The following is a 17348-nucleotide window of genomic DNA, read 5'->3' on the forward strand; positions in this document are numbered from 1 at the left end:
CCCTTGTGTCGTACTTATCCCTTATTCCCCTTTAAAGTTCGGTTTGCGCTTTTCGATAAAGGCCTGGATGCCTTCTTTGGCGTCATTTGATTGGAAAACCTCACCAAACTTTTTGGCTTCCAGCTTCATTCCGCCGTCATATGAATACAATTTTGTTGCGTTCAATAAATCAAGCACATACTCAAGTGATTTTGGGCTTTTCGCTGCAAATTTCCCCGCAAGTGTTTTGGCCACTGCGAGCGCTTCTTCCTCTGTTTCTGCCAGCTTTGTAACAAGTCCACAAGCAAATGCTTCTTCACCTGTAATCGGTTCAGCTGTTCCCATCATTTCAAGCGCTTTAGCAGAACCAACGTAGCGCGGGAGGCGCTGCGTGCCGCCGAATCCTGGAATAATGCCGAGGTTTAGTTCTGGAAGTCCAAGCTTCGCATCTTTTGTTGCGATTCGAATATCACAAGACATGGCAAGCTCAAGTCCTCCGCCTAATGCTGCTCCGTGAATCGAGGCAATGACTGGTTTTGGACATTGTTCAATCCGTTCAAAAACTTGCTGTCCTCTATCTGCAAGGCTTGCATAATCAGACTCTTCCTGTAAAGTGGTAAATTCTTTAATATCAGCACCTGCTGAGAAGAATCTTCCTTCTCCGTGAATCACAATCGCTCTTACTTCTTCATTCTGTTCGAGCTCATCGAACATGTCATTAAGCTCAGTGAGCAGCTGAGAGGATAAGGCATTTGCAGGTGGGTTCTGAATCGTGATGAGCGCTGTCTGTCCTTCATGATGTAAGCTGAGTATCTTTTCCATGTAATCATCCTTTTTCACAGTGTCTTTAGGATTGATGTATTCCGTTTAACAGCAGATCATGTACATTTTCTGCGAGTGCAGGCAGATCATACTTTTGATCATTCATGACCCATGTTGTTGCGGTTTCATCAATCGTCCCAAATACCATTTGTCTCGCTAAGCGAACATCTAAATTTTGTCTGAATTCTCCTGTTTTCTTTCCTTCTGTTAAAATTGAATCGAGCATATTTAAATACCCTTTTAGCACTTCATTGATTTTTTGCCGCAGCTCAAGGTTTGACTGCCTGAGTTCAAGCTGTGTCACAAGAGCCAAATGATGATTTTGCGCCAGCATGCGAAAATGCTCCTCAATCAACAGTAGAAGCTTTTCTTTGGCAGACGGCTTCTTTTGGATATCTGTTTCCATCCGTTCGATGAATTGTCCCATTTTTTCTTTGAACAATGAGATGAGAATATCCTCTTTGTTTTTGAAATAAAGATAAATGGTTCCGTCTGCGACCCCTGCTTGTTTCGCAATCTTTGAAACTTGTGATTGATGATAGCCATTCTCTGCAATCACCACAACTGCTGCATCAATAATTTGCATGTACTTCGGTCTTTTCTGCTTCAATGTGCTTCGTCCCTTTCTAAATTGAATGAGCATTCATTCATAACTTTATGTTAAAAAGAAACGGGTGATTTGTCAAGAGATCTTCTTCTTTCTTTTCAACCTTTATCATACCAGTGCAGACTATCATCATTCAAATCATCCGGTCGCTCGACCGGATGATAAAGGTCGTTATTTCTTTAATTGATCAACAGCTGTTTCAGATGAAGCGTGCTTTCTTTTTTCTTCTTCAATTAAAACTCTGCGCAAAATTTTTCCGACGGCCGTTTTAGGCAGTGACTCTTTAAATTCATACACGCGCGGTACTTTAAATGAAGCAATTCTCGTTCTCACAAAGCGATCGAGTTCATCCTCTGTTAAATAAGCATCCTTTTTCGGCACAACAAATGCTTTTACTGTTTCTCCTCTATAAGGATCTGGTATACCTGCGACAACAACTTCTTGTACAAGCTCATGCTCATAAAGGGCTTCTTCGACCTCTCTTGGGTAAATATTATAACCGCTCGCAATAATGACATCCTTTTTCCGGTCAACGATATAGAAAAAACCGTCCTCATCCATATACCCAATATCTCCGGTGAAAAACCATCCATCCCTTAATACAGCTGCTGTCTCCTCTGGCTGATTCCAGTATCCCTTCATAATCTGCGGTCCTTTGACGATAATTTCTCCGTGCTCATACGGCTCTTTAAGTCCACCCGTTTCCTCGCAATAAATGCCTGCGTCTGTCCCAGGCCACGGACAGCCAATGCTGCCTGTTTTGTTCGCTCCCCATAAAAAGTTAGAATGGGTCACTGGTGATGTTTCTGAAAGACCATACCCCTCCACTAAACGTCCTCCTGTTAATTTCTCAAAGCTCTGTTTGACTTCAACAGGAAGAGCCGCCGAGCCGCTTAAACATGCGGTGATGGACGACAGGTCATACTTTTCAATGTTCGGATGATGCAGCAAGGCGATATACATGGTTGGTGCACCGGGAAAGAGCGTCGGTTTCTGTTTTTCAATCGTTTTGAGGGTATCAGCTGCGTCAAATCGCGGAAGTAGAATCATTGAATGTCCTTCTTTGACAGCAAGGTTTAATACGGTCGTCATTCCGTATACATGAAAAAATGGAATGATGCCAAGGATTCGTTCTTTTCCTCTTGTCGTTTTATACATCCAAGAAGCGCACATTTCAGTATTCGCTAAAATATTTTCATGCGTAAGCATGACCCCTTTTGGTAAACCAGTCGTTCCGCCTGTATATTGCAAAACAGCGACATCCTCTTTCGGTTCAAAGGCAAGCGCCGGAATCTGGTCTACTGACGATTCTTTCATGATTTGTGAGAAGTGATGAATGGTCTCACTTTCCTCTACTTGGATGACCATTTTATTTTTTCTTTTTTGGACGATAGGAAACAGAATGTTTTTCGGAAATGGTAAATAATCCTGTAGTTTTGTGATGATCAAGTGCTCCATACTTGTCAGCGCTTTCATTTTATAGGCCTTTGGATACAATAAATCCAATGTAATCAGCACTTTTGAGCCGCTGTCCTCCATTTGATATGCCAGTTCTTTCTCCGTATAAAGCGGGTTCGTTTGAACAACGATGCCGCCTGCAATTAAAACAGCATAATAAGAAATGACGGATTGAGGACAGTTTGGCAGCATGATTGCTACTCTATCGCCTTTTTTCACGCCAATTTCCATCAGATGACCAGCTAGTTTTAATGCTTCTTCCTGGAGCTGTTCATAGGTGATGTTTTTTCCTAGAAAATGAATGGCTGTATGCTCAGGTGCAGCCTCTGCGGAGCTGAATAAGTAAGATTGTAACGTCTCATTTGGGATGGTGAGTTCGTGGGGAATTTGATTCGGGTAATGCAGAAGCCAACGTTTATCTGACTGCATAAAAACCCTCCTTCCTGAACTTTCGTACTATTTTATTATAGCAAACTTTTCCTCAAGGCAGTTTGCTTTTTTCAAATACAGCTTGGTTCCATAACATCTTTATTTCTTCGCTGTTGTTTCGATTGATGCTCTTTTTCCTTCATGATGCCACTGTTCATATAATCCACCAATTGCACGAAATGACTCATTTACTCTCTCCACAATCTGTTGATGGATACTTGGGTCATTAGGTAAATGCGTCTGGATGTTGTCGACTTGATACTGCCTCATCATGTCGATGTAGACTGTGAGAAAGATCGTGTCTTCTAAAATCCAGTAAATGACTTCATCCGCCGCTTTTGTTCTTTGTGCAGCATTTGGATTCCTCGTTCATATTGAATGAGAATATAGCCGCTCGGATCGATTTGAACATAAGGGCTCAAATCATCAAAAAATCCAGTCGTTTGAAATGGACGTGCAATATACGGTTCATATATGTCTCTTGGCAGGGATGTCATTTGGAGACAAGTATCAATACGTTTTATGAGTTCGTCTTTTTGCAGAATTTGCTTCATGTGATTCGCCGCCTTCGGGTGAGATAAAAGCTGCCAAGGGACCCCTGACAGCTTTCTCACTTTGTCTTCTTCATTTTACAGGAACATGTAAACGGCACCAATGACCGCAAAAGTACAGGCAACTACGATTAAAACTTTTGCTAGCTTTTCCATGTCGTCTCCTTAAATGCCGGCTGCTACTACGTAAGACAGCCCAACTGAAATAATGAGTGAAATAAACCCGACCGCTCTATTATCATTCTCAATCTCTTTATCTACTTTAAATCTTGGTGTTAAAAATTCAAAAATGAAATAGCTGACAAGCAGCATCACAAAGCCGTATACGCCCCACCCAACCATTTGTAGAAGGGAATTGTGCTGTGCGATTGAATGCTGAAACACATTCGCAATCCCAAAAATCTTTCCGCCTGTTGCCATGGCAACAGCTAAGTTTCCACGCTGGATCTCTTCCCAGTTTTTATAGGAGGTAACGAGTTCAAAAATGGTTAGAAATAAGACAAGACATAGGACGGCCACGCTGTAATAGGCGGCAATTTCCACAAGTTCATTTTCCCAAAAGGCTTTCATGCGTTTTCTCCTTTTTACTTTAATTCGACGATGGTGACGCCTGATCCTCCCTCGCCTTGTTCCCCAAAACGAGCATTTTTCACACTTCGGTGCTGTTTCAGTAATTCCTGAACCCCTTTTCTAAGGGCGCCAGTTCCTTTTCCGTGAATGATCGACACACGGGGATAACCGGCTAAGACAGCATCATCTAAATATTTCTCGACTCTGCTTAAGGCATTTTCATAACGCTCTCCTCTTAAGTCAAGCTCAAGCGATACATGATAGTCTTTTCCTTTGACTGCCGTAATGGCTTTCTCCTGCTTAAATTCAGGTGCTGATTTGATAAATTCCATGTCTTTTTCTTTTACTTTCATTTTCAGAATGCCCATTTGGACACTCCATTCTTTGTCACCTGTTTGTTCAAGCAGCGTTCCTTTTTGCCCGAAGGTGAGCACCTTCACTTCGTCGCCTGATTTTAGCTGTCTTGCTGCTTTTTTCACCGGCTCTGGCTTTTTTTTTCGGTCAAACTCAGGCACTGCTTCTTCAAGACGCTTTCTCGCATCGATGAGTTCATGCTCTTTGAATGAGCGATGCTCATTTTTTATCGACCTGAGCTCTTGAATGATGTCTTCTGCTTCTTTTGAGGCTTGTTCAATTTTTTCTGCCGCTTTTTGTTCAGCTTCTTCAAGCAGTTTGTCCTTTTGCTCATTCCATTCAAGAATTTGTCTCTGCAATTCTTTATGAAGCTTTTCTGCTTCTTTTCTATAGACTTCTGTCTCATGCAGCTCTTCTTCTGCTTGTTTCTTGCTGTCTTCTAATGAAGCAATCATTTGGTCTACTTCATTATGTTCGGCATGCATATCCGCTTTTGCCCGGTCAATGAGGTGATCTGGCAAACCAAGACGTTTAGAAATTTCAAATGCGTTACTTCGTCCAGGTACACCGATGAGCAAGCGGTACGTTGGTGATAAGGTTTCAATGTCGAACTCCACGCTCGCATTTGTGACACCTTCTCGGTTATATCCGTAAGCCTTCAGCTCAGGATAGTGAGTTGTTGCGATGACGCGTGCATTTGTCTGATGCACCTCGTCTAAGATACTCATGGCCAGCGCGGCACCTTCAGCAGGGTCTGTTCCTGCCCCTAATTCATCAAATAACACGAGTGAGTTAGATGTCAAATTCTTTAAGATATCCACAATATTGACCATATGCGATGAGAACGTACTCAAGCTTTGCTCAATGGACTGTTCATCTCCAATATCAGCAAAGACTTGGTCAAATATCGCCACTTCCGAGCCTTCTTCAACTGGAATATGAAGGCCTGCCTGCGTCATAAGTGTCAAAAGACCAAGCGTTTTTAAGGTAACTGTCTTACCACCTGTATTTGGTCCAGTAATGACGATGGTTGAAAAATCTTTGCCGAGCTCAATGTCATTTGCCACAACCTGATCACGAGGCAATAAAGGATGTCTTGCCCGCTTTAAATAAATCTCCCCTTGATCATTCACAGCAGGCTTTGTGGCCTTTTCTGCCTTTGCATATTTGGCTTTAGCAAAAATAAAATCTAGCGTTTGAAGCTCCTTTACATTGTGAAGCAGTTCCTCAATTTGTTCTGACACGCTCGCTGTCAGCATTTGCAGGATCTTTTCGACCTCTTGTTTTTCTTTTAAACGGGTTTGCTGCAAGGTGTTATTTAAATCCACGACCACTTGCGGCTCGATAAAAAGCGTTGCCCCAGATGATGACTGATCGTGAACAATTCCGCCGTAATTCGAACGGTACTCCTGCTTTACTGGAATCACGAACCGGTCATTACGAATGGTAACAATCGTGTCTGACAGCATTTTTGAAGCAGATTGTGAACGAATCATGGATTCTAATTTATCTCGAACTTTTGATTCTAATGAACGTAATTGCGTACGTATTGTTCGTAGCGCCGGAGTTGCATGATCAAGCACTTCTCCATTATCACCGATACAGCTTTCGATTTCCTTTCTGACTTCAGGCAGTAATATCAGCGTCTCTGCATATGTATGAAGGCGCGGTATCTCTACACCATCTTCATACAGGGACGTGAGAAAGTGCTTCATATTTTTCGCAGTGTATAATAGCGCTGCAATTTCCATGAGCTCAGATGGGCTTAATGTACTGCCGATTTCTGCCCGTTTGACCCCGCGTCTAATATCCGTCAGCCCGCCAAACGGCGCAGATCCCTTTAAGCGGATGACATCCTGTGCTTCTGCTACCTCTTCAAGCAAATGCTGAATGGTTTCGATATCCGTCAGCGGCGTTAAGTCCTGCGCTCTTTCTTTTCCTAATGAGGATGCGGTATAGGACATGACTTTTTCTTTTACTTTATGAAATTCTAATGATGCTAACACTTTTTGTTGCAGCATGGTCCAGCCTCCTAACGACTACCTGTCACGTGTTAAAAACTTTTTGATCTCGTTTAGAGAAAAAGTATTCACGACATTTGCTTTTGGTGTCCAGCCTTTTCTTGCAGCTGTTACACCAACTTCCATATGATCCAGCATGGCGATATTGTGTGCATCTGTATTGATCATGATGTTCACACCTGCTTCGTTTGCTTTCATTAAATGCTCTGTTTTTAAATCAAGCCTTGACGGGTTGCTGTTGAGCTCTAGTGCAGTTCCCGTTTTCTTCGCAAGCTCTATGAGCTGATCTATATTTAAGGCATAGCCGTCTCGTCTGCCGATCAAACGGCCTGTTGGATGTGCAATTAAATCTACATGCTGATTCCGCAGGGCATTTTCAAGGCGCTCCATGATGACTTCCTCCGGCTGAGAAAAGCTAGAATGGATAGACGCAATCACAAAATCCATGTCTGCTAAAAAGTCATCATCATAATCTAATGATCCATCCGGGAGAATATCCATTTCGATCCCTTTGAAAATGTGAAAATGCTCGAATTCTTGATTGAGCTTGTCAATTTCTTTTGCTTGCAGACGTAAACGTTCTTTTGTTAAACCGTTTGCTACTTTTAAATATTGCGAGTGATCTGTAATCGCCATGTATTCATAGCCTTTTGCAATACATGCCTCTGCCATTTCACGAATAGAAAATGCGCCGTCACTCCAAGTCGAGTGCATATGAAGGTCGCCTTTAATATCTTTTAGCTCGACAAATTGCATACTTTCTTTATACGTATCAATCTCCGCTCCGGTTTCACGAATTTCTGGTGGAATGAGCGGAAGTTGAAAATGCGCATAAAAAGCGGCCTCGTCTTCAAACGTTTTGACTTCTCCAGTTTCAATTGTTTCCACACCATATTCACTAATACGCTCTCCGCGCTCCTTCGCCAGCTGACGCATTCGAATATTGTGATCTTTTGAGCCAGTGAAATGATGCAGCGTTGTTGCAAATTGGTCTGTTGTCACAAGCCGGAAATCTACACTGATCTCAAAATCAAGGGCAAGAATGACAGATACCTTCGTATCACCGCTTGCGATGACGTCTTTGACATCTTCAAGTGCAACGAGCTGCTCTCTGACTTGTTCAGGATTGTCAGTCGCGATGATATAATCTAAATCTTTGACAGTTTCCCGTGCACGTCTTAAACTGCCAGCTCTTGAAAAACGAATAATCCCCTTCATCTGTTCAAGCGCATGATCAATCCGCTCTGCCACATCTAATGCAAAGCCAATTGGCAGTCGTTCTGGCTGTTTTCCAGCCTCCTCAAGAGCAGCGAGAATCTTTTCTTCGGTTTTTTTACCGAAGCCTGCAAGCGCTTGTACTTTTTCCGCTTCGCATGCTTCCTTTAACGACTGTGCATCATGGACACCAAGCTCTTGGTAAAGCTTAGCAATCTTCTTCCCGCCAAGTCCTTGCAACTTTAAGAGCGGGACAAGTCCTTCAGGCACTTCCTTTTTTAATTGTTCAAGTGTTTCTGATTGTCCTTTTTCAATATACTCTGTGATCACAGCAAAGGTTCCTTTTCCAATGCCGGGTAATGCTAATAGATCATCTATTTGCGAAAGGCTGCGGTCGTCTTGTTCCAGTGCCGCTGCTGCTTTACGAAAGGCAGAAATTTTAAACGGATTATCTCCTTTTAGTTCCATATATACTGCAATTGTTTCAAGAAGTTTGATAATATCTTTTTTATTCATCTCTCATCCTCCAGCCGCTTTGGCATCTTCCTATATAAATATACAAACTTTCCCTTCATCCTACAACTTTCTGTCATGGAATGAGAAAAAACTTCTCCAGGAAAGGAGAAGTTTTTAAACTCCATACGTCGACCATAGGTCTTTAACAAGACCGGATAGGTAAGGGGTGTTGTTTACGATCACATCTGCTAACATTGATTTGCTCATCATTGTTTGCAGCGCATCTACTGGTAGTAATGCAGCGACAAACAATAGAATAAACACAAATAAATAGGTTTCAAGAAATCCTAAAACACCGCCAAGCAGTTTGTTCACCTGTTTAATCACAGGTATACTTGCAATGGTTGTGAGCAATCCGCCAATGATGGCGAGCAGGATTTTGGTCAAGATAAACAGAATGATAAACGCAATGGTATTATAATAAGCTGTTTCTAGATTCCCACTAAAGAAAGCGAGCTGTGGTTGACCGCCGCTAAAATTAGGTGCCGGAATCCACGTAAGCTGTGGTGCAAGTGACTGATAAAACATGGAAGCCACTAAGATAGAAACAACAAAGCTGATCAATTTAATAAATTGAAGAATAAACCCGCGTTTTAGACCGACAAGCGTTCCCATTAGAAGCAAAAACAAAATGATGATATCGATCACGGTAATTTCATTCCTTTTCTTTTAGCTGAATCTCTAATTTTTCGTATTGCTCTTTTAATTTCAAGTAGTCGTGGACGACATTGACTGCTGTCAGTACAGCTAATTTGTTTATATCAAGGTATGGATTTTTTTCATTTATTTCTCTCATTTTATCATCAACAATTGACGCAACATGTCGCATATGCATCTTCGTTTCTTGTCCGATGATCGTATAGGACTGTCCGTAAATCTCAACTGTTGTTTTCGTTTTACCGCCGTCAGACAACGTTTCTCCTCCATTCCACGAGAATCCTAGTCTCTATCATAACATGTTTAGACATTGAATGGAAAGACGAGCCCTTCCCTGTTATGGTACACTTTAGAAATCAATGATATCAAGGTAAAAAGGAGTTATCCACTGTGCCCCAATCCGTTTTAAAAGCAACATCAGAAGACCTCAAAAAGATGAAGAGCGCGTATGCGCACCATTTAACAGACACTTTGCCGCCAGGTGCCCTCTTTCAAGCAAAAGTCCCTGGCTGTACGATTACAGCCTATCGATCTGGGAAAGTGCTCTTTCAAGGACAAAAGGCAGAAGCTGAAGCCAGTCAGTTCAGCCACTTGCAAGCAGCTGATACGAAAAGTCAAAAAGCACCTGCTGTTACAAAGTACAGTCCGCCGCCCGGCATCGCTTCCATGTCGGTCATCGGTTCAGATGAAGTAGGTACAGGTGATTATTTCGGACCGATTACAGTTTGTGCGGCTTATGTTGATGCAAGCCAGCTTGCTTTAATGAAAGAGCTTGGCGTAAAAGACTCAAAGGGATTAAAGGACCCGCAAATTATTAACATTGCCAAAGATCTCATCAAAACCATTCCGTTCAGCCTTCTCGTTCTCCGAAATGAAAAGTACAATACGATGCAGGAAAAGGGCATGAGTCAAGGAAAAATGAAGGCACTGCTTCATAACCAAGTCATTACCTCTGTGCTAGAAAAACTGGGCGGACAGCAGCCTGCGGCTATTTTGATTGACCAATTTGCAGAACCAGGCATTTATTTCAGGCATCTGGCTGGGAAAAAAATCATTCGGGAGCGGACGTATTTTAGTACAAAAGCGGAAGGCATCCATTTGTCAGTCGCTGCGGCTTCCATTATCGCAAGGTACGCCTTTTTAATTGAAATGGACAAATTATCAAAGGCTGCAGGCTTTGACATCCCAAAAGGAGCCGGCCCTCATGTAGACAAGGCCGCCGCCAAGCTCATCAAGCTGCATGGTGAAGATGCTTTACGTCAATTTACAAAGCTGCATTTTGCCAACACACTAAAAGCGAAAAAAATGCTATAAAAAAGCTAGGGCCCATGAGGCCTTAGCTTTTTTCTTTAACCGCGTAAGACGGCTTGATACGTATCTTCTAGTGCTTTCAATACTTTTGTATGAACAGCCGTCACTTCTTCCTCGGTCAACGTTTGTTCAGGGTTTAAATATTGAAGAGAGAATGCAACAGATTTTTTGCCTTCTTCCATATGTTCCCCTTCGTACACATCAAATACAGATAGGTCTGTGAGTAGATGACCGCCTGCTTCATAAATGACACGCTCCAGCTGTCCGCTTGAAATATGCTGATCGACAACAAGTGCGATATCTCTTGTCACAGCAGGGAATCTCGGAATCGCTGTATATTTCATATCCTTCGTTTCAGATGTCATCACATCTGTTAAATCAAGCTCGAACACATACGTTTCTTTTAAATCCAATTCTTTTTCAACAACTGGATGGAGGGCGGCAACAAAGCCAATGACTTTACCATTTAAGTGAACATCTGCTGTTCGCCCTGGGTGAAGACCCTCACGCTCTGCTTGAACATATGTGATTTGGTCTGACACACCAAGCTTTTCGAACAACCCTTCAGCAATTCCTTTCGCTACATAAAAATCGACGGCTTTTTTCTCGCCCTGCCAAAGATTTTTATGCCATAAGCCTGTCAGCGCACCAGCGACGTGTTCTTTTTCCACCGGTTTTGCTCCTTCAGCTTCTGCTAAGAAAACAGAACCCGTTTCATAAAATCCAAATGAATCAGCTTGTCTTGCCAAGTTATATGCTACAGAATCAAGTAAGTTTGGCAGAAGACTTTGTCTTAGTACACTGCGTTCCTCACTCATTGGCAAAGAAAGCCTCGTTTCATAAGCTGGATGCAGGGCAAAAGCTGTGGACTTATGCTGATTCGTCAATGAATACGTAATCGCTTGAGAAAGTCCTGCGCCCTCTAAGAAACGTCTTACCTTTCTGCGCTTCACTTGGTATGGCGTGAGACCGCCAACGGTGCCAGCTGTCGCAGGCAGTGTAGATGGAATATTATCGTAGCCGTATAATCTTGCGACTTCTTCAATGAGGTCTTCTTCAATCGTAATATCCATTCTGCGGGAAGGAACTGTTACGACAAGAACATCATTTGATTCGCCGACTGTGAAGCCTAGTTTGTTGAAAATTTGAATCATATCTTCTTTTGAAATGCTCATTCCAAGCACCTTGTTCACACGCTCGGTTGATACATGGATGACATTCATACTTGCTTCAAGGTGATTTTCCTCAACTGTACCGCTTAGCACTTCGCCGCCTGCATACATGCTGATCAATTGAGCTGCTCTTTCTGCTGCCGGCTTCGTACGCTGCGGATCGAGTCCTTTTTCAAATCGTGTGCTTGATTCACTGCGAAGTCCTAAGTCTCTAGATGCTTGACGGACTGTTTGACCGTTGAAATATGCCACTTCTAAAAGAATCGTCGTCGTCTCCTCACGCACCTCTGATTCAAAGCCGCCCATGACGCCTGCTACCGCGTGCGCTTTCGTTCCATTCGTGATGACAAGATGCTTTGATGACAATGTACGCTCTTGTTCATCGAGTGTTTGAATGATTTCGCTATCAGTCGCTTTACGAACGACCACCTGTTTTGAACCAAAGCGGTCATAGTCAAAGGCATGAAGCGGCTGGCCGTATTCAAGCAGTACAAAGTTTGTAATATCCACGACGTTGTTAATTGGACGGATGCCTGCATTCATCAATCTTGTTTGCATCCAAAGCGGTGCTGGTCCAACCTTTACATTTTTAATGATCTTTGCTGCATAAAGTGGATTCGCTTCTTGATCCTCAATTTTAACAGAAATATAGTCTGCTGCTTTTTCGGAAGAAGTGTCATGTGCTGTATCTGGAAGCTTGATGTCTCTTCCTAAAATGGCCGCAACCTCATAAGCGACACCTAGCATATTCAGGGCATCGGCACGATTTGGTGTTAAGCCAAGCTCAAGTACTGCATCATCTAATTGAAGTGCTTGAAGGGCATCATCCCCTGGTTTCACGTCATTCGGGAAAACAAAAATGCCTTCTGCATATTCTTTTGGTACGAGCTTGCTTTCTATGCCTAATTCTTGCAGAGAACAAATCATGCCATGAGACTCTTCACCGCGCAGTTTTGCTTTTTTAATTTTAAAGTTGCCAGGGAGGACTGCACCAACCGTTGCGACGGCCACACGCTGTCCTTTCTCCACATTCGGAGCCCCGCAAATAATTTGCACCGGTGCGTCTTCGCCGATATCAACAAGACATTTGTTTAATTTATCTGCATTCGGATGCTGTTCACGTTCAATGACGTGTCCAACGACAACCCCTTTGATGCCTTCACCTTTATATTCAACGGCTTCCACTTCAATTCCGCTTCTTGTGATTTTTTCTGCTAATTCATCTGGCTTGATGCCTTCTAAATCGACATAGTCTTCTAACCATTTATATGAAACAAACATGTTGATTTCCTCCTCTTAGTCCTGCTTGAATTGCTTTGTGAATCTAATGTCATTTGTGTAGAAATGGCGAATATCATCAATGCCGTATTTCAGCATCGCAATCCGTTCCACACCCATTCCAAAAGCAAAGCCTTGGTAAGTTTCTGGATCAAATCCGCTCATTTTCAGGACATTCGGATGAACCATTCCTGCACCTAAAATCTCAATCCAGCCTGTTCCTTTACATACAGAGCAGCCCTTCCCGCCGCATTTAAAGCAAGACACATCAACTTCAACAGACGGTTCTGTGAATGGGAAAAAGCTTGGACGCAGTCTAATTTCACGATCTTCTCCAAACATTTTTCTTGCGACTGTCTCCAGCGTTCCTTTTAGATCACTCATGCTAATATTGTGATCGACGACAAGCCCTTCAATTTGCATAAATTGATGTGAATGAGTCGCGTCATCACTGTCACGTCTATATACTTTCCCAGGACAGATGATCTTCACAGGACCTTGTCCTTTATATTTCTCAAGTGTACGTGCTTGAACTGGTGACGTTTGTGTTCTCATCAGTGTATCTTCGGTAATATAGAAGCTGTCCTGCATATCACGTGCCGGATGCTCCTTTGGAAGATTCAATGCTTCAAAGTTATAGTAATCCGTTTCCACTTCAGGACCTTCCTCAACGGTATAGCCCATTCCGATAAATAAATCTTCAATGTCTTCGACAACTATCGTTAATGGATGTCTTGCCCCCATTTTGATTGGACTTGCCGGCAAAGTAACATCGATCGTTTGAGAAGCAAGTTTTTTCTTCACTTCTTCTGCTTCCAGTTGTTCATTTTTTTGAGCAATGGCACCAGCAATCTGCTCTCTTACTTCGTTTGCGAGTGCACCCATTTTCGGTCTTTCTTCTGCGGAGAGCTTGCCCATTCCGCGAAGTACTTCTGTAATCGGTCCTTTTTTCCCTAAATATTGAACCCGAATGTCATTGACCTCTTTGAGCGAGCTAGCTGCTTCAACCTTCGCTATCGCCTCTGTTTCAAGCTGTTTTAACGTTTCTTGCATGAGTGTAATCCTCCTTTTGATATACAAAACCGCTCGGATAAACGGCTGTTTGATCGTTTGAAGACAATAAAAAAACCCGTCCCTCCATAAAAGAAGGGACGAGTTGTGGTCGCGGTACCACCCTTGTTAAGCACAAATGCATGTGCGAATAAGCTTCATTGACATAACGGAATCAAACGAATCCGGTTCACCTTTACGCAGATCAACGCCTGCGGTCCCGGTGACAACTCCAGAGGTGAATTCCTGTTTCAGCATTCCTTAAATGCACTTTCAGTCTACGATGCATTCTCCCTATAAGGCCGCTTCTTGAAACAATCTTCCTCTATCATGGTTTTTAAAATATTAGTTTCATTATAGTGAAAATGAACGCATGTTGCAACATTATCCACGCAAATGATAGACAAGAACAGCTGCTGCAACAGCTACATTTAATGATTCTGCCTGCCCATACATTGGCACATATAAATTTTGGTCTGTCATTTGCAGAATCTCTGGATCAATACCAGCCCCTTCATTTCCAACAATTAATGCAAACGGACCTTCTGCCGTTACGCTTCTATACTCTTTCGCATCTTTTAAAGCACTGCCGTATACAGGAATACCTCGTTCTTTCAGTTCCGTGATCGCCTGCTTAAGGGTTTGCTTTAAGATAGGCAGGTGGAAATGAGACCCTTGTGCGGAACGGAGCGTTTTTCCATTAAACGCATCAACTGTTCCTTCTCCTAAGATCACAGCATCAAGACCAGCAGCATCTGCTGTTCGAATAAGTGTGCCTAAATTCCCCGGGTCCTGCACTGCGTCTAATAAAAGAAGCCGTTCAACCTTTTTTTCTTCAAAAACAGGAACTGTACAGACCGCGGCAATGTGCTGAGGCGTTTCTGTTTCTGTCATGGCAGAAAAGGCCTCTTCGCTCAGTTCATAAAGCTCAATGTCAGGCTGAATATGAGAAGGAAGCATATCGGGCGAAGTGAACATTAATTCCTTCACAATCCCGCTCTTTAATGCTTCTTCGACTAAGTGTATTCCCTCAACGAGAAACAGCCCCGTTTTCGTTCGTTCTTTTTTCGTATGGAGCTTTTTCCACTGTTTAATGTTTGTGTTTTTAGCTGATTCTATATATTTCAAGCGACGTTAACTCCTTTGATTATCATGAATTTATTATATCTCATGCACACTACATAATAAACCTGTCTTTGAGACAGAATAGGGCTATTACCATCAAAAAAGGAGTGTGGGCAATGGATTTTAATTTAAGAGGCGCAGTCATTCAAAACATTACTGGCCATAATCAAGAGCAGCTTGAACATACGATTTTAGATGCTATTCAAAGCGGCGAGGAAAAAATGCTGCCAGGTCTTGGCGTGTTGTTCGAGGTACTATGGCAAGAAGCATCAGAAAACGAGAAAAATGAAATCCTTGAAACATTAGAGCAAGGCTTGAAGCCTCAGCAGCAGCAATAAAAGAAGCCGGTTTGCTTATAAAAGCAAGCCGGCCTTTTTTATTTAGCCAGTGATAGGCGTTTCCATTCGAAGCGCTGGATCACGCCAGATTTCAACCCATTTTTTCATCGCAAACACAATAATCACAAACCCTAAGATCAGCATGATGATCGAAAGCACCGCATTCAGCACACTATAGCCGGATGCTTCAGGATTGAGATATACATTCGCTACCATCCAATAGCCTGCATAATTCACCGTCACATATAAGTAAGCTAGCGGAATTAAACAAGTCAGCATATAACGTCTTTTATCTGCAATTTTTAATACAACGGTTGCACCGATGATCAACCCAACCGAGGCCATTAACTGATTTGAAACCCCAAACAGCGCCCAAATAGACCCGATGTCACCTGAGTAAAGTAAGTATCCCCACATAAAACAAGCAAGCGCACTTGCAAACACCGAACCAGGTACCCAGTCAGTTCGTTTAAGCGGTTTATATGCTTCACCTAAGAAGTCTTGAATCAAATAGCGTGCCACACGTGTCCCCGCATCAATAGCGGTTAAAATAAAAACAGCCTCAAACATAATGACGAACTGGAAGAAGTAAGAAGCCAAATGACTAAAGAACGGAATTCCCGTAAAGATATACGCCATCCCTACCGCTAATGTTACGGCACCACCCGTTCTTCCTTCTAAATCAAGGCCGATTTCCTTACTCAGCTGCGGAAGGTTTTCAACGCTCATACCGAGTGTCCGGAACACTTCTGGCGTACTGTTTATCGCAAAATAATCTCCTGGATGCAAAGCCGTAGCCGCAATTAAAGCCATAATCCCAACTAAGCATTCCACCAGCATTGCGCCAAACGCAACAGGCTTCATATCACTCCAGCGGTCCAGCATCTTAGGTGTTGTCCCTGAACCAACAAATGCGTGAAAGCCAGAAATGGCACCGCAAGCAATGGTAATCGAAATAAATGGCCAGACAGGACCGGCTAATACAGGTCCTCCTCCATTCACAAACTCTGTAAACGCCGGGAATTGAATGGACGGATTCACGACAAAGATTCCGGCAATCAGCGCAATGAATACACCAATTTTCATAAAACTACTTAAATAGTCCCTCGGTGCAAGCAGCAGCCAAACTGGCAGAGCCGCAGCAAAGAAGGCATAGATTGGCAGGGCAAGAGCAAGCGTTTTTGTATCAAGCATTAAAAAATCACCAAGTGCCGTTCCTTGAATATTTGGACCAAGGAATACACCAAACATCAGCAAAATAAATCCCGCAGATGTCGCCAGCTTTAAATTGCCTGTTTTTTTATAATACAGACCAACCCCCATCGCAATCGGAATCGTGATTCCAACTGCAAATGTCCCCCAAGGGTTTCGTTCTAAAGCATGAAGCACAACCATAGACAAACCTGCCATTGTGATGGTAATAATAAACAGCATCGCAAGCCCTGTACAAAATCCTGCAACAGGTCCCAGCTCTTCCTTCGCTACCTCTGATAATGATTTCCCCTTTTTACGCATCGACGCAAATAAGACGACTAGATCATGTACAGCTCCGCCTATGACTGCACCAATTAAAAGCCAAAGGAGACCAGGTAAATACCCAAATTGAGCGGCTAAAATCGGACCCACTAACGGACCAGCAGCTGCAATCGCAGCAAAGTGATGCCCAAATGTGACCCATTTATTTGTCGGCACATAATCTTTCCCGTCCTCTAGTGTGTGAGCCGGTGTAGGATGATCATCTGTCACCTTTAATACCTTGACCATCATAAATGTGCCATAAAGACGATAGGCAATCGCTAAAATACACATAGATCCTATTACAATTGTAACCGCATTCATTTAACCATCCCCTTTGTATAAACAATTTGTTACAAATATAACATAAATTGATTGAT

The 17348-nt window shown here is 42.8% G+C and carries 15 protein-coding genes; 2 read left to right on the forward strand and 13 right to left on the reverse strand.

Going from position 1 to position 17348, the window contains the following annotated elements:
- Positions 1 to 21: 21 nt before the first annotated feature.
- The 9 genes from ACP69X_RS13630 to zapA form a co-directional block, all read right to left on the reverse strand.
- Positions 22 to 801 carry an enoyl-CoA hydratase gene (locus ACP69X_RS13630; protein WP_041086537.1) on the reverse strand — a complete coding sequence of 260 codons (780 nt, stop codon included), beginning with the start codon at positions 799 to 801 and terminating at the stop codon, positions 22 to 24.
- Positions 802 to 826: 25 nt separating this feature from the next.
- Positions 827 to 1411: a TetR/AcrR family transcriptional regulator gene (locus ACP69X_RS13635; RefSeq protein ID WP_060697564.1), complete on the reverse strand. Its 585-nt coding sequence runs from the start codon at positions 1409 to 1411 to the stop codon at positions 827 to 829.
- A gap of 168 nt (positions 1412 to 1579) precedes the next feature.
- Positions 1580 to 3295, reverse strand: a complete 1716-nt coding sequence (locus ACP69X_RS13640) for an AMP-binding protein (protein ID WP_269103192.1) — start codon at positions 3293 to 3295, stop codon at positions 1580 to 1582.
- A gap of 305 nt (positions 3296 to 3600) precedes the next feature.
- Positions 3601 to 3849, reverse strand: coding sequence for a hypothetical protein (locus tag ACP69X_RS13645; RefSeq protein WP_426052747.1), 249 nt, complete (start codon positions 3847 to 3849; stop codon positions 3601 to 3603).
- A 162-nt stretch (positions 3850 to 4011) separates the two neighbouring features.
- Positions 4012 to 4416 carry a DUF350 domain-containing protein gene (locus ACP69X_RS13650; protein WP_007501637.1) on the reverse strand — a complete coding sequence of 135 codons (405 nt, stop codon included), beginning with the start codon at positions 4414 to 4416 and terminating at the stop codon, positions 4012 to 4014.
- A 14-nt stretch (positions 4417 to 4430) separates the two neighbouring features.
- Positions 4431 to 6788 (reverse strand): endonuclease MutS2, encoded by a 2358-nt coding sequence (locus ACP69X_RS13655; protein WP_426052765.1) that lies wholly within the window; start codon positions 6786 to 6788, stop codon positions 4431 to 4433.
- Between the two features lie 21 nt (positions 6789 to 6809).
- The gene (gene polX / locus ACP69X_RS13660) at positions 6810 to 8522 is read right to left on the reverse strand and encodes a DNA polymerase/3'-5' exonuclease PolX (protein ID WP_426052748.1); all 1713 of its coding nucleotides are present in this window, start codon (positions 8520 to 8522) and stop codon (positions 6810 to 6812) included.
- A 114-nt stretch (positions 8523 to 8636) separates the two neighbouring features.
- Entirely contained in the window at positions 8637 to 9170 is a 534-nt protein-coding gene (locus ACP69X_RS13665) for a CvpA family protein (protein WP_024423226.1), read from the reverse strand.
- Between the two features lie 7 nt (positions 9171 to 9177).
- Positions 9178 to 9435: a cell division protein ZapA gene (gene zapA / locus ACP69X_RS13670; RefSeq protein WP_012010831.1), complete on the reverse strand. Its 258-nt coding sequence runs from the start codon at positions 9433 to 9435 to the stop codon at positions 9178 to 9180.
- Positions 9436 to 9569: 134 nt separating this feature from the next.
- Here zapA and rnhC point away from each other — a divergent pair, with 134 nt between their 5' ends.
- Complete coding sequence (rnhC, locus tag ACP69X_RS13675; protein ID WP_269103190.1) at positions 9570 to 10493, forward strand: ribonuclease HIII; 924 nt, start codon at positions 9570 to 9572, stop codon at positions 10491 to 10493.
- Positions 10494 to 10528: 35 nt separating this feature from the next.
- Here the strand turns inward: rnhC and pheT are convergent, their stop codons facing one another.
- From pheT to ACP69X_RS13690, 3 genes are all read right to left on the reverse strand, one after another.
- Positions 10529 to 12943 carry a phenylalanine--tRNA ligase subunit beta gene (gene pheT, locus ACP69X_RS13680; RefSeq protein WP_426052749.1) on the reverse strand — a complete coding sequence of 805 codons (2415 nt, stop codon included), beginning with the start codon at positions 12941 to 12943 and terminating at the stop codon, positions 10529 to 10531.
- Between the two features lie 15 nt (positions 12944 to 12958).
- The gene (pheS, locus tag ACP69X_RS13685; protein WP_041086547.1) at positions 12959 to 13993 is read right to left on the reverse strand and encodes a phenylalanine--tRNA ligase subunit alpha; all 1035 of its coding nucleotides are present in this window, start codon (positions 13991 to 13993) and stop codon (positions 12959 to 12961) included.
- A 381-nt stretch (positions 13994 to 14374) separates the two neighbouring features.
- The gene (locus ACP69X_RS13690; RefSeq protein WP_426052750.1) at positions 14375 to 15118 is read right to left on the reverse strand and encodes a TrmH family RNA methyltransferase; all 744 of its coding nucleotides are present in this window, start codon (positions 15116 to 15118) and stop codon (positions 14375 to 14377) included.
- 113 nt (positions 15119 to 15231) lie between these two features.
- Here ACP69X_RS13690 and sspI point away from each other — a divergent pair, with 113 nt between their 5' ends.
- Positions 15232 to 15453, forward strand: coding sequence for a small acid-soluble spore protein SspI (gene sspI / locus ACP69X_RS13695; protein ID WP_024425725.1), 222 nt, complete (start codon positions 15232 to 15234; stop codon positions 15451 to 15453).
- A gap of 42 nt (positions 15454 to 15495) precedes the next feature.
- Here the strand turns inward: sspI and cstA are convergent, their stop codons facing one another.
- On the reverse strand, positions 15496 to 17292 hold the full coding sequence (gene cstA, locus ACP69X_RS13700) for a carbon starvation protein CstA (protein ID WP_338527410.1): 1797 nt from the start codon (positions 17290 to 17292) through the stop codon (positions 15496 to 15498).
- Positions 17293 to 17348 lie beyond the last annotated feature (56 nt).

This window comes from Bacillus sp. DC4300-2b2, from assembly GCF_049895685.1.
Lineage (GTDB): Bacteria > Bacillota > Bacilli > Bacillales > Bacillaceae > Bacillus > Bacillus safensis.